This window comes from Bosea vaviloviae, assembly GCF_001741865.1.
In the GTDB taxonomy this organism is placed as follows: domain Bacteria; phylum Pseudomonadota; class Alphaproteobacteria; order Rhizobiales; family Beijerinckiaceae; genus Allobosea; species Allobosea vaviloviae.
Window position 1 is genome coordinate 4,109,525 of sequence record NZ_CP017147.1, and the last position, 12,197, is coordinate 4,121,721.

Here is a 12,197-nt window from a genome sequence, read left to right on the forward strand (position 1 = left end):
GGGCATGTTTCGGTCTGTCCGATGGCAAAAAGCGGCAGCGCCAAGGCGGCGGGAGAGCCCACGGCGAGGGCCAGGGCATGGCGGCGAGGGAGAGCGGTCATCGGCAGACCTCTTCGAAGCGTCCAAAAAGAAAACGACGCGACCGATCAGGTCGCGCCGTGCGTGGTCTCGCGGCTCAGCTTCGTCCGCCCCAATTCTCGGCGCGGAAGTCCATGGCGAAGGCCGGTGAGGCCTTCCAGGCGAGTGCTTTCGGCTTCGCCGTAAAGGTCGCGTTCTGGTGCAGCACCGTATAGGCGGGGTCCTCGCGCTCGGCGATTTCCAGCATGCGGCGGAAGGCGGCCTTGCGGCGGGCCCGGTCGGTCGAGGTTTCCAGCTCGACAGAGAGCTTGTTCAGCTCGTCATTGGTCCATTCGCCTGCCTGCTGCTGCTGGCCGTTGGGACCATGCTGGCTGACCATTGACGAGACCGGGTCGTTGAAGGGCGCCGAGTTCGACCAGTCGCGCACCGCGCGTGTCGGGGTCCGCTCCAGGATCTGCTGCCAGTTTTCCTTGACCTGGATCTCTACGTTCAGCCCGGCTTCTTTCCACATCTCAGCCAGGATCTGCGCGGTGGCGGTCTGGTTGGTGTAGTAGTTGTTGAGCAGGCGATAGGGGATCGCCTCACCCTTGTAGCCGGATTGCTTCACCAGATCGCGCGCGACCTTGAGGTCGAAGGCCGGCACCGACCAGTCGGAGACGAACATGTCGCCGTAATAGGGCCATTGCAGGCCCTTCGGCACCGCCGTGCGTCCGGCCCAGAGCGAGTCGACGATGGCCTGCCGATCGATTGAATGGGTCATGGCGCGGCGAACCAGCGGGTTTTGCAACTGCGCATGGTTCTTGTCGAACACGGTCAGGCGATGATTCAGGATCGTACCGCCCTGCACTTCGAAGGCGGAGTTCTTTTCGATCTGCGAGATTTGGTCCGGCGGGATGTCGCAGGCGAACTGATACTGGCCCGACAGCAGGCCGTTGATGCGCGAGGCCGTCTCCGGCACCTCGATGAAGCGGATCGATTTCAGCGGCGGCCGGCCGCCCCAATACTCGTCATGGGCTTCCAGCAGCAGCGACACGTCGGGGCGATATTCGGCGACGCGGTAGGGGCCGGTGGTGACCGGCTTCATCGCCCAGTCGCTATAGGTCTTGGCTTCCTCGAAGGCGCGGCGGTTCATGATCTCGCTGCCATAGCGCGAGATGCGGCCTTCCATGGTGACGTCCGGCGTGCCGTTGACGAAGCGCACCGTGTATTTGTCGATGATCTGGATGCCGAGCAAAGCCGGCCAGGAGCGGCGCGCGACGGCTGGGACCTCGGCGGGCAATTCCTTGCCGGCGCGGCCGCCGCCGACCACGAAATCGACCGAGATCGTCTTGCCGCTGGAGGGCTGCGTGTCGCCGAACATGCGCTCTTTGCCGAAGGTGAAGGCGACGTCCTCGGCGGTCAGCTCGTCGCCATTGTGGAACTTCACACCCTGGCGCAATTTGAGTTCGACGGTCCTGTCGTCGATGCGCTTCCATTCGGTCGCAAGGCCCGCAACGCTTTCCAGATTGCCGGTCCAGTTGCGGCCGATCAGGCCTTCCCATAACGAGGAGAAGAAGATGCGCTCGCCGACATTGGACTGCTCGCGCAGCACGTCGAGGAGGTTGGAATTGGCGATCTTCTGAACCGCGACGGTGATCGCGGGACGGCTGTCGGCCTGCGCGATCGCGAAGCGCGACGGCAGGATGAGGGCTGAACCGCCGAGCGCTATTGCGCTGCGGCGCGTGAGGGAACCGACCATGACTGGTCTCCTGTTTCGGTTGCGTTGGGTTCGCGCTCCTCGAGCCCGCGCGGGCTGGAGCGGAAATGGGTCAGGGTCCGGTCGGCATGGGTCAGCCGCCAGGACAGCGCCTTCTGGGCGTAATCGCGCACGAGCGCCGCATAGCCTGCGTCTTCCGCCAGATTGACGAACTGGTTGGGGTCGCGCGCCAAGTCGAAGAACAGCGGCGGCAGCGCGGCGAAGTGGACGTATTTATAGTTCTCGTCCTGCACGACGCAGAGGCTGGACTCGTCCATGCCGAGTCCGAGTACTTTCTCAGGCTGCGAGTAATGCACGTCGCGGAAATCGTATTCGTAATGCAGTTCGGTGCGCCAGTCGGGTGGGCGGACACCCTGGGTGAAGGGCATCACCGAGCGACCATCGCAGGCGCGGGGCGCCTCGCCGCCGAGCCAATCAAGGATCGTCGGCATCACATCGACGCTCTCTGTGAATGCCTCCTCGACCGTGCCGCGACGGCCTTCGGCTGCGGCTGGATCCTTGACGACGAGCGGAATGCGGAAGCTCTCGTCATGGAAGCCTATTTTGCCAAGCAGGTGATGGTCGCCGAGCTGCTCGCCATGATCCGAGGTGAAGACGACCAGCGTGTCGTCCCACTGTCCGGTCTCGTCGAGATAGGCGAAGACCTGACCGAGGCAGTCGTCGATCTCGCTTATCAGGCCGCAATAGGTTGCGCGCATCTGCCGAATCTCGGCCTCGTCGAGCGTTGCGCCCGAGCCTTCCGCGCCATGGAAGAACGAGCCGCGCCCGATCGCATCGACATAATATTTGACCAGCGGGTGCTGGGCGCCCTCGGCCTCGGGCGACTCGGCGCGGATCGGCGCGGGCATGTCCTGCGCCCGGTACATGTCGTGATAGGGCGCCGGTGCAACGAAGGGTGGGTGTGGCCGGTAATAGCCGAGATGCAGGAAGAACGGTTTGCCCGCGCGGCCCTTGAGATAGGTCAGTGCGCGCTCGGTGAAGAAGGACGAGTCGGAGAGTTCCTTGGGAATGCGCGCGGGTCGTTCGGTTGCTCCCGGAACCGCGTCTTCGCCTTCGGGCAGCCAGATATCCTCGCGATTGGGCGGCAGCTCGAAACCGTTCTGGGCTACCCAGCCGAAATAGCCGTCCATGTTCGGCTCGAAAGCGCCCACGGAACGGAAGCCATCCATCAGGTCGCCGAGCACGAGGAAGCGCGGATCCTGCTTGGCGGTCGAACGCGGATCGGGCGTCGTCGTGGTGTAGCCGATCAAGGCTGGATCGTAACCGATCTCGCGCAGGGCCTTGCCCAGGTTGAAATGGCGCTGGTCGAGCGGCACCGTGTTCTGCACAGCGCGATGATTCATCAGATAGAGGCCGGTCAGCAGGCTCGCGCGCGCCGGGCCGCAGGGCACGCAGGCCGTGACGTGGTTGGCGAAGGTGACGCCCTCGGCGCAAAGCCGGTCGAGATTGGGCGTCCGGAGAAATGGCTCCTGCCCACGCGCCCGCAGCAGATGCGGCACGAAATCGGCGCGCCATTGATCGACGACGATGAGCAGAACGTTGCGACGTTTCATTCAAGGCTCCTCCAATCCGATCTGGCTATGGGCTGCGGATGACGGTTGGATGAACCATCGGGCCGGGTGCCGTGTCACGCGACAGACTGTGCCAGTCTCATTCGGCCGCCCTCCGAGGCCGAGCGCCTGCAAAAGCTGCGGATCGCGCCCGCACCCGGCGGACCCGGGCAGGTCAAGGCCGAATTCACGGCTCGCACCAGGATCGGCCTGCTCGAAGGCTATGTTCGACCAAGACCAATTTGAGGGGTGAGTAGCAACGGAACAGAAAACCCAAGTAAGGCTTCGTGATCTGACCCTGAAAAATGGTCCCCCTGAAGTAGGTATTTGAGCCTTGGCGGATGTCAGGCACACCGAAGAAGAAGCAAAAGCCTGAAGAGATCGTCGTGAAGCTGCAACAGGTCGATGTGTTGTTGTCCCAAGGCCGTCCCGTGGCCGAAGCGATCCGAACGATCGGCGCGACGGCGTTCACGTATTACCGGTGGTGCCGCGCGCAAAGATGTGTTCACGCAGGTATTTCATTACTTAAAGCGGCACTGGTCTATCCGACCTGAGCGCTCGCTCCGTTTGTGGCTTGCTCGCCTTCGGAGGCCTTTGGGTGCAGAATCTGCCTGTCCTTGGCGACGTCCATCCGAGCAGCGCTCCGCGCAATACAAGCACTCCAAGCTCGACAAGCGGACCGGGTGGATCCACGAACCGCGAGGGGCAGCTTCTTCACTTGCCTCGGCGAGGCCGGTTCACGGCCATCACGATCCGATCGATGGCATCGGGCCCCTGCGCGATGGCAGGCATTCCGGAGACGAACTCCGTTCCGGGCTCCACCGGGAAGACCGAGATGCGACCCAGGCCGGAAGCGATGGCTGCCTCGTAGAACTCCCGGATCGGCCCAGGGGGCTCGTCTTGCCGGAAGCGGCCGATGATGCCTGCCACGAGATCACAGACCTGTAGCGACGCGCTCTCGTGGCTGCGCGCGCTCTCGGTCGAAATCACAGCGATTGGCAGCTTCATCGACCGATCGCCGACCTGGATGATCTCCGGCGCGAGCGCTGGATCGGTGATCCGCCTCCACTGGTGCGAACGTCGGAAGAAATGGACGCTCTCGTCGTGCACGACGTCGAACGGACCGGCGTGCCGAGACTGCCAATGGCCCATGCATTGGACCACGGCGGTGACGTGGACGTCGTTGGTGTCGGAGAAGCCCTCCGGGTCGGCGAAGGGCTCGAAATCAGCACTGCCCTCAATCATGAGAGCCAATGGCACGCGACAAATCCCTTGGGCGGTCTCGTGGACCGAACGCAGCGCGTGGTGGAGTCTCGACAGGCCGGCTTGGTCGGGTTCGCGAGCGAACTCATGGTAAAGTCCCATCAGCCTGTCGGCATCGGGACTCGGCAACAGACTGTCGAACGCGAGATAGGTCGTATTAGCGAACTTGGCGGCGTAGTCGCCGGCATAGAAATCGTAGCCACGGTCTCGTATGACGGGCTCAACGAGATGGTCGACCATCTTGGCGACAACCGTGAAGCGCTTGTGGATCCTAGCACCGCATACGCGCTCAGCGTGGCCGCCTAGCTCGTCGAGGAAAGGAAGGCACTCGCGCCTTCCCCTTGCTTGGCCGAGCAATCGGTTCGCTTTCAGCTCCTTCCCTTGCCGACTTCCGAAATGCCTTGCCAGCATCCCGGTCGCCTCCTCCTCGGCGAGGTCCGTGCTGCCGATAGCGAAAAACGGTTGGTCCCGGTCAAGCAGGTTCGTTCCAGTTTGTCCGCTCTCGTCAAAGTAGATGGTAGGCATTTTTCTTCGCCGTGCCCCACTCTGATCCCGTTTTGTTCAGCCTGCGCTTCGGCGGCGAGATGAAGCTCGCCGCCGCCCTGCATGGTTCTGGTTCGTGAGGGGCGGTCTAGAAGCTTAATCGAGCCTAGGCTGCCCCTCACGAAAACACTTATTTGGCTCCAAAAGACAAAGCTTTGCGATTCTCATGCGGAAGCCGCATTAGGACGGCACAGTGGCCATTGAAATCATTGAAGAAAATTATGCGATTGTCCGCAATCGCATGACACTCCGCCAATTCGCCGTGACATATAGCGCGGCCGCGACGAGCCAAGCGATCTCAGGGAACGAGGACGAACCTTCTGGAGAAGGGCGAGCGATGCTAAGGAGACGCTCATGGCCCAATTCTCGGTTCGCGATGCTAAGATCCACCTGTCCAAGCTGATAGCAGACGCCCTTCAGGGCGGAGATGTGGTCATTACCCGTGGCAGCGTGCCGGTGGTGCGCCTGGTGCCAGTCGCGCCAGGCGGCCAGCGGCGCTTTGGGACGCTCAAGGGAAAGATCGCCGTCGATGCGCGTTTTGACGAGCCGCTCCCCGAGAATGAACTCGGGGGCTGGAACCTCACTTGACGCTACCGCTTGATATCGATGCCCCGATCTGGTGGCTTGCGGGTGACGAGGAGCCGAGCCACGGCGCCCGCGAGGCTATCGAGGACGAGATCAACAGCATCTCCGCCAAACGTCTTGGTAGGAGACTCCGATCCGGCACAGCAATCCGAATAGCCAATTTACCAAGCTGACTGGTCAGCGACGAGATACCGCAGAACGCGCTCGATAGACGCGACATCGCGGGTCATGATCGCGAGCGGGGACTGGTGCGCAAACAAAGCGTTGGGACGATTGATCCAAGCGACAGAGCGGTCGGGGTCGGAGTATCTGGTGCGCAATGCAGCGTGAATTTTTAGCACCAACAAGAGGCGGTAGGCGACGTCGGGAGCGATCGCGCCGACGTTGTTTTTCTGCCAGCGCCGATAAATCGCCGCAGGTAGATCGCCCAGGATGGCGCGAGCTGTTTCATCGCCAACGTTCCAACGCTGAAGCACGGCCATGGCTGTTCGGACCAAAGCCAACCGCTCTGATGCCGTAAAGGAGGTTGCTTCTGGTAGGCCGTCGCAATGCGGATCGCGTGCCATATCGACCATCCAATGCGGGCGAAATCAGTCACGGGGAATGCGGGTTCGCGTGCAGAAGGCTACGCACTGCCGACCTGCGGTAAATGCGGCAGAAGACTTTGCCTGGATCGATTTCCACGTTGATGCCCGATCGTTCCAGAAGCTGGGACGTTTGAGCGGGATTGAGCTTGAGATGCCGCCCAACCTGTGTGTGAGTAATGAATGCCTCCCCGAACGCTTCGAGCGAAGTCGTTGAAATCGACGTCCTCCACCGGCCAGATTGAACGCAACGGATATTTCGCCCCTCGATCAGTTTTTCCTGAACCAGGGCCCCGACGACCTTTTCATTGGTACCGAGCGTTCGCGCCGCTTCGCGGGTGGTTACGCCGGTCTCGGTACCGCCAAGATGCGAGCGGATCTGTTCAACGCGCACGCGAATGTTCTGATCCGCAGAGGTGACGCTAGCGTCGGACGTAAAGCCGTCGATCACACCCTCGAGGATCAGCGCGATAAGGTCCGCGGGGTGGACAGATGTTGCGCCGGCCGCGTGCCCCAACGACACCAATTTTTCCGACGTAGGTGCGGATTTCAGCTTCGACAGGAGCCGTGCTTCGAACTTTGAAACATCGTCGGAGCGATAATACGCGAGCAGCTTCGGAGTGAACTTGCCTTCAATGGGTACCAGGGTCCCAGCGTCGGCAAGGTCAACGAGTGTATGCCGCGCCAGGCCAAATCGGATCCCGAGCTCGGTTGAGTCGATCAGCGATCTCAGAGTTCCAAATAGGGCGGTCGCTTCCGACTGCGGGACTGCTCGCCAGCGCCATTCTTGAACGGCTTGATCCGGTTTATCCTTCGCTATGGCTGAAAGTAGGCGTTTCAGGGTGTTGATTGCTAACCCGGTGCTCTTCCTCAGGGAGTGAAGGGTAACAGGAGCGGAATTGCCGACGTCTATACCCAGAAATGGTGTCTGGTCGGCGTTCGGCGGAATGTGCTTGCTCAGGCTCTTCGCGACGATGGTACGAATGGTCGCGTACTGTGGGGTCGAGTCTCGATCTTCGCGCAGGTTGAGATAGAGCAAGCCAAGTACATGGTGAGGCGTCGTTCGAGCGTTTCGCATCCTCAGTGCCGTGGCAGCAGTGTCCGAGACGAAATCACCGAGGCCTTCTGGACCAAGCTTCAGGATCTCGAACCCGGCGATCGCAGCGTCGTTAAGCTCCTCCTCTGATGCGCCGACAATCTTTCCTGCTGGCCCCTTCAGCGCAAACGTCCCGAACCACAAGCAAACCGAACAAGTCTCGCCGATCGAGAGCGGATCCAGGAGTTCGAGGCCGCAATCATCGGTCTGAATGCGTTGGACGATATATCTCTCGAAAGGCGAGGCGACTCGTACTGGTGACCGGTCGAACCACGCGTCAAGATCGTCAAGGCAATCATCTATACGCATCGCAAAGTCATGCCTTCGCTTGCCGCGCGGCGCCACCTCGACCAAGGCTCTCTCATGCAGCATGCAACTGCGAACTGGCCCGATGAGCCAAAGTGCTCTCTGTGCGGCTGCGACATCCCGCCTGAGCTCGGGCGCTGCTGCGATATCTAAGGCGAGGCACTCGGGGCAGACCCGGAGGCGACCTGCAGTGGTCAAGTGTTTCGGAAAGCGAGCCCTGCCCAGTAGCAAATTCTGGTTGTGGATCTGCGGCGCATGCCGGCGCAGACTATCGAGATCGCAAGATGTGAACCAAGCGAGTTTTGCCAGCTGATCGGGATTGCCGCGCGCGATCTTGTCAAAATCCATGAGAAAGTCGGAGCAAAACTCCGCGGCGCTGGCCGCAAGATGTTGCGCGGCGAGGCGCGAAATGAAACTCGCGGGCGTCTCGCCCTCAATCAGCGCCAGCGGGTTTCGAAGAGGATCGACTGCAAAGCTCATCGATGCTTCTCCGAGATACCGAAACCGGGTGCCACATCCTCCGCCAAAAGGCGCGTCGGATCGACGCGGTGCCATTCGTGAGCCACGAACGGGTTGGCCGCAGCGGCGGCCCCGGTCTTCTTGGCGTAGAAGCGGGCGAAGTGCTCGCGCTCCAAAACACGATCTCCGCTTCTCAGTGCGATCAGGATAGCCTCGTGAATGATTTCGCAGGCGAGCCCTTTCGCGAAATTTGAAGCGAGCATAAGACGCGGGTGAAGCTGCTCGTCAGCCGAGAAACTGCAACCGATTTCCGCGACCTCCGCGAACAGTTCGACGGCATCTTCTAGAAAGTGGATGTCTTCAGTCGCGCCGGTGACCATTGGACGCAAATGGATGGTCGTAGCGATACGGTCGCGCAGAAAGCCCATTTCGCGGGTCTCCAGCACGGGCAGGATCTCTGGGGTGCCAGTCAGAATTACAGGCGTTGGCCACGCACTGTCCTCCAGGATCCCCTGGATATGGCCCCAGCAGTGACGTCGCTCGTCATCGCGCCGTTTCAGCCCCACGCTGGTCGGATAGAGGGTCCGCTGGAACTCGTCGATGCGGATAAGAGATGGCTGGAACAATTGCAGCCGGCGTTGCACCCGCTCCATGGTCTGCGCGGGCGGGAGCGGCCTGGCTGGTGCCAATTCCATCGCCTGGAGCAAACTGCGGCCGAGCCCGGCCATGTCGAAGTGCGAAGGAGCACGGACATCCACGGTCTTGGGCGAGATGACCTGATTGCCAACGGTGAGCTTTTCCAAACCACGGAACGCACGTTCGACAAGGAACGTCTTTCCGGATCGATAGGCGCCTATCACCAATACCGCTCGGCAGGCGTTACGGTTGCCGACCGCAAAGGGGCGGCTTGGATCACGCAATGATGTGGTCGAGCGAAAGCGTTCAACGACAGCTTCACTCACCGCACTCGCCTCGGCCGTTGAGATCAACCTGTTGTGCATTCGATCGCGGACGTAATCGATCCTGTTCTGGTGCGTTGTGGCCCTGCTTTGCGTCTCGGCCATCAGACGTCCTCCGCCCTGTGTCGGGTTCGCCTTGTCTCCGGCTGCGGCTGCTCTGGTGAATTCATGGTGTCCTGCCCGTAGCCAAGAGTTCCAGACAGAATGGACGGCATCGACTCGTAGCGCTGCGGGTCCCGGTCGTAAGCAATGAAAATCTTAAGTTGGCCTTCTGCTTGCAGAAGGTCCTTTTCCGTCCAAAAGACGTCCCGCAGGCCTAACTTTGCCTCGGCCTTCCGGGCGAAATCCCAAATCTCGCCCAAGGCCGGCGCAACATAGCGCTCGAAATCAACCTTTGCCTGGTCACCGATCCGGCGTCGCAAGTCGTTGTTGAAGTCGATCCAATATTTCAGGGGCATACCTTGCAGCCCGAGCGGACCTTCGATTATCAGCCAGTCCTTCTCGATGAGGACGCCGACCAGCCCGATATTCCTTGGATCGATCTTGATGGTGACATCCGTCTTGCCGCGCCGAGCCAGATAATTCACGAGCCAGTCGTTATTGTACTCGACGTTCATAAAACGTACCCCGTGGCGATCCAACTTCCGGGGAACGGCGATCCCAAATGCGCGCAGGAGTTTTTCGGGTGTCGGAAGGGGGGCCGGCTCGGCCTCCTGTGCAAGCTTTTCGAACTCCCGACGCGGCGAAGGTCTGCGGCCGCCTTCGCGCGGCAGATGGTGGTAGACGTCAACAATGTATCTGGTTAGAAGGTCGAAGAAGTCGGCCATTTCCATTGTTGCGTGCTTCGAACCTTCGTATTCCCCCATTTTCGTGGTGTTCTCGAACGCGCGGCCACAAAAATTAGTGATGAATTCCTTGTGGATCTTTGAGAAGACGCTCTCAATGTGTCCGCGAAGATTAGGAAAGCCGCCGTCAGTCCACGTGTGCGAGATTTCCAGCGCGATCGCCGCTGTCTTAAACGCTTCCGCCTTATAGGCTGAGCCACCATCGCTGCACGAATTCTCGAAGCCGCACCGAAGATTCCATGCATCGGTGCAGCCTGCTGCAGCGGCGATCGCGCTTCTGTCCTCGAAGCACATCCGGAATGCGGATGTCGTGAGAGCTGCATCCTCGACCAAGCCAAACGCCAAACCAAGGATGTAGCCGGAGGCGCAGTCCATCGTCACCGCGACGCAGATCCGGGATTTAGAAATCTCAGTTCTCAACTCCTCCGGAATCTCCGAGAAAGCCTTTTCGGGAATGATCAGGTGGAGCGGGATATTCCAGCAATCGGTCTCCACCCGCTCGCCGACACGGGTGTACTTGGGTCCTTTTCCTCCCGATCCGAAAGTTCTTACCAACGATTTGGTTCGTCTCGCGCCGATGATCTGCCCGACTGGCAAATCTCGGACGCGCCGGGCGAGCGTCTTGATGTCCGGCTCGCTCAGGTGGAGTTCCACGGGAAGCGGCGTGTTGTGATTGAGGATCGCGGTCCTGACGAGCCGCTTCAAGCCGGCAAAAGTAGGGTTCGGCTCGCCGGCGTACTTCGTCGCCCATTCGTCGATGATCTTGACAACCTCTTCCTGCAATCGACGACCGCCTTGCGTGCAGCGATCGAGCCGATATCGCAAGGACAGCATCCGATCGTTGTCGGTAGAAGCAAGGTCATTAGCTTCAAACTTCTGCAGCTTTCGGAGCAAAGTCCGAGCTTTTGGCGGGCGTGGAAATTGCTTCCCCACGGGAAGGTCTTGTCCGTAACGGACGTCTTCCTCCAGTACAATCTTCGACGGGAAAAGAGCCTTTAGCTGTTTGGCAATGTCATTTTTCTTTTCCGCGATGAAAGCGGTGACGGCTTTTTGGCTGCGCCCGCTGACAGTCTTGGCATTCAAGGCGACCTGGAGCTCTTCCACCCACAAAACGTCGCGCATCATCTGCATTCGAGCGACAAGGGGGTAGTCTGCGATCGTCTCAAAATTCGAGTTCGCGGGGCTGGTGGCGAGCTGCGGAGGCTTGATCACAACGATCAGGCCGGCCGGAAGGCCTTTTGCCAGCTCGCCCCGGGACAGGTAGCGACGTTCCCAATCTTCTCCGTGGGTAGGCTGAAGGTACCAGCCCGCCTTATCTTGCGCCGTCGCACGGTACGACCGACCATCCATCTCGACACGGTCGCAAGGACCGATCTCGGTGTGCCGCAGCGGATTTGTCGCCATCAGACGACGCCAGAAGCGACTGAGCTATTGTGCAGGACCAATGCTGACGCATCGATCAGAGCGGGACGGATGAGCCTCAGCCTGCGTTGATAGATCAGGCGCACAGCAGCACGCATGACGGCACCTGGCCCTCCCCACGGCGTGGTCAGCTGGCGGATCGTGAGCGCGCCGCCCACGCTCAGGGCGTAATCCTCAATGTCCCGTTCCACGGACCTTGGGGCGTCAGTCCTGGCGGAAAGGATCAGGCTGGCGTTCTTGACGAGCCACATTGGGAGATCCAGCTCCGTGACGAGGAGAACCGAGTCGGCTCTGGACCGAGGAACCTGCGGGCTGATTTGGTCGATCCAATCCTTCCAGCCATACTTCGCCACGCGGTTCGATGGCTTGACCTCCACGAGCTTCCTCTCGCCGGATCGCAGCTCGGCCTCTACATCGAAGGTGTGCTTGAAGCGCTTGCCCGCTTCGTCAACGAAGTACAGCGGCTCCGGCTGTGTTGTGACGCGCACCACATCCGGGTCTGCCATCAGGACGAGCGTCAAGTTCTTCTCGATGTTGCTTTCGACGATCCTGACTTGCTCGTCCCCCGGATCTCGGATGATGGAGGTCGAGCTGCCCTTCCGGCCGAGCGCGGGCTTCCGCGAGTGCGGAGCAAGGCCAATAACCGGCAAGCTTGTGGGCCTGCGATAGGCCGTTTCTAGCGGCGAGCTGGAAAGCGATTGTAAGGTGAAGGTGGGCATGACTCTTCCGTCGTCATGCAGCCGGACGTGCG

The 12,197-nt window shown here is 60.7% G+C and carries 9 protein-coding genes and 1 pseudogene; 2 read left to right on the plus strand and 8 right to left on the minus strand.

All coding sequences use genetic code 11. The annotated features are described in order from the left end of the window. Positions 1 to 175: 175 nt before the first annotated feature. Both BHK69_RS18770 and pehA read right to left on the minus strand, forming a co-directional pair. Positions 176 to 1,816: an ABC transporter substrate-binding protein gene (locus tag BHK69_RS18770; RefSeq protein WP_069691421.1), complete on the minus strand. Its 1,641-nt coding sequence runs from the start codon at positions 1,814 to 1,816 to the stop codon at positions 176 to 178. Beyond that, the gene (pehA, locus tag BHK69_RS18775; RefSeq protein WP_069691422.1) at positions 1,783 to 3,387 is read right to left on the minus strand and encodes a phosphoric/sulfuric ester hydrolase PehA; all 1,605 of its coding nucleotides are present in this window, start codon (positions 3,385 to 3,387) and stop codon (positions 1,783 to 1,785) included. Before pehA ends, BHK69_RS18770 begins: the two co-directional genes overlap by 34 nt. Before the next feature lie 338 nt (positions 3,388 to 3,725). On the opposite strand from pehA, the pseudogene BHK69_RS31535 reads away from it, so the two are divergent. Next, a pseudogene (locus BHK69_RS31535) lies at positions 3,726 to 3,869 on the plus strand (IS3 family transposase); the annotation flags it as partial. Between the two features lie 229 nt (positions 3,870 to 4,098). On the opposite strand, the gene BHK69_RS18780 reads toward BHK69_RS31535, so the two are convergent. Beyond that, positions 4,099 to 5,172, minus strand: a complete 1,074-nt coding sequence (locus BHK69_RS18780) for a DUF3800 domain-containing protein (RefSeq protein WP_069691423.1) — start codon at positions 5,170 to 5,172, stop codon at positions 4,099 to 4,101. 372 nt (positions 5,173 to 5,544) lie between these two features. Between BHK69_RS18780 and BHK69_RS18785 the strand changes: the two genes are divergently transcribed. Next, positions 5,545 to 5,778, plus strand: a complete 234-nt coding sequence (locus tag BHK69_RS18785; protein WP_069691424.1) for a type II toxin-antitoxin system Phd/YefM family antitoxin — start codon at positions 5,545 to 5,547, stop codon at positions 5,776 to 5,778. A 158-nt stretch (positions 5,779 to 5,936) separates the two neighbouring features. Here BHK69_RS18785 and BHK69_RS18790 read toward each other — a convergent pair whose 3' ends face one another. From BHK69_RS18790 to BHK69_RS18810, 5 genes are read right to left on the minus strand one after another with little or no spacing between them, the layout of a single operon-like run. Further along, a complete protein-coding gene (locus BHK69_RS18790) occupies positions 5,937 to 6,341 on the minus strand; it encodes an antitoxin Xre/MbcA/ParS toxin-binding domain-containing protein (RefSeq protein ID WP_158516241.1) in 405 nt (134 codons plus the stop codon). A 28-nt stretch (positions 6,342 to 6,369) separates the two neighbouring features. Further along, positions 6,370 to 8,241 carry a TniQ family protein gene (locus BHK69_RS18795; RefSeq protein WP_069691426.1) on the minus strand — a complete coding sequence of 624 codons (1,872 nt, stop codon included), beginning with the start codon at positions 8,239 to 8,241 and terminating at the stop codon, positions 6,370 to 6,372. After that, a complete protein-coding gene (locus tag BHK69_RS18800) occupies positions 8,238 to 9,284 on the minus strand; it encodes an ATP-binding protein (protein WP_069691427.1) in 1,047 nt (348 codons plus the stop codon). Before BHK69_RS18800 ends, BHK69_RS18795 begins: the two co-directional genes overlap by 4 nt. After that, on the minus strand, positions 9,284 to 11,428 hold the full coding sequence (locus BHK69_RS18805) for a TnsB C-terminal domain-containing protein (RefSeq protein ID WP_069691428.1): 2,145 nt from the start codon (positions 11,426 to 11,428) through the stop codon (positions 9,284 to 9,286). The genes BHK69_RS18800 and BHK69_RS18805 overlap by 1 nt, the downstream gene beginning before the upstream one ends. After that, complete coding sequence (locus BHK69_RS18810; RefSeq protein ID WP_148663494.1) at positions 11,428 to 12,165, minus strand: hypothetical protein; 738 nt, start codon at positions 12,163 to 12,165, stop codon at positions 11,428 to 11,430. Before BHK69_RS18810 ends, BHK69_RS18805 begins: the two co-directional genes overlap by 1 nt. Positions 12,166 to 12,197: the final 32 nt, after the last annotated feature.

Excerpts from the sequence above, each read along its gene's own strand:
- BHK69_RS18805 (WP_069691428.1), bottom strand. The coding sequence starts at position 11,428 with ATGGCGACAAATCCGCTGCGGCACACCGAGATCGGTCCTTGCGACCGT.
- pehA (WP_069691422.1), bottom strand. The coding sequence starts at position 3,387 with ATGAAACGTCGCAACGTTCTGCTCATCGTCGTCGATCAATGGCGCGCC.
- BHK69_RS18810 (WP_148663494.1), bottom strand. The coding sequence starts at position 12,165 with ATGCCCACCTTCACCTTACAATCGCTTTCCAGCTCGCCGCTAGAAACG.
- BHK69_RS18785 (WP_069691424.1), top strand. The coding sequence starts at position 5,545 with ATGGCCCAATTCTCGGTTCGCGATGCTAAGATCCACCTGTCCAAGCTG.
- BHK69_RS18790 (WP_158516241.1), bottom strand. The coding sequence starts at position 6,341 with ATGGCACGCGATCCGCATTGCGACGGCCTACCAGAAGCAACCTCCTTT.
- BHK69_RS18800 (WP_069691427.1), bottom strand. The coding sequence starts at position 9,284 with ATGGCCGAGACGCAAAGCAGGGCCACAACGCACCAGAACAGGATCGAT.
- BHK69_RS18795 (WP_069691426.1), bottom strand. The coding sequence starts at position 8,241 with ATGAGCTTTGCAGTCGATCCTCTTCGAAACCCGCTGGCGCTGATTGAG.
- BHK69_RS18770 (WP_069691421.1), bottom strand. The coding sequence starts at position 1,816 with ATGGTCGGTTCCCTCACGCGCCGCAGCGCAATAGCGCTCGGCGGTTCA.
- BHK69_RS18780 (WP_069691423.1), bottom strand. The coding sequence starts at position 5,172 with ATGCCTACCATCTACTTTGACGAGAGCGGACAAACTGGAACGAACCTG.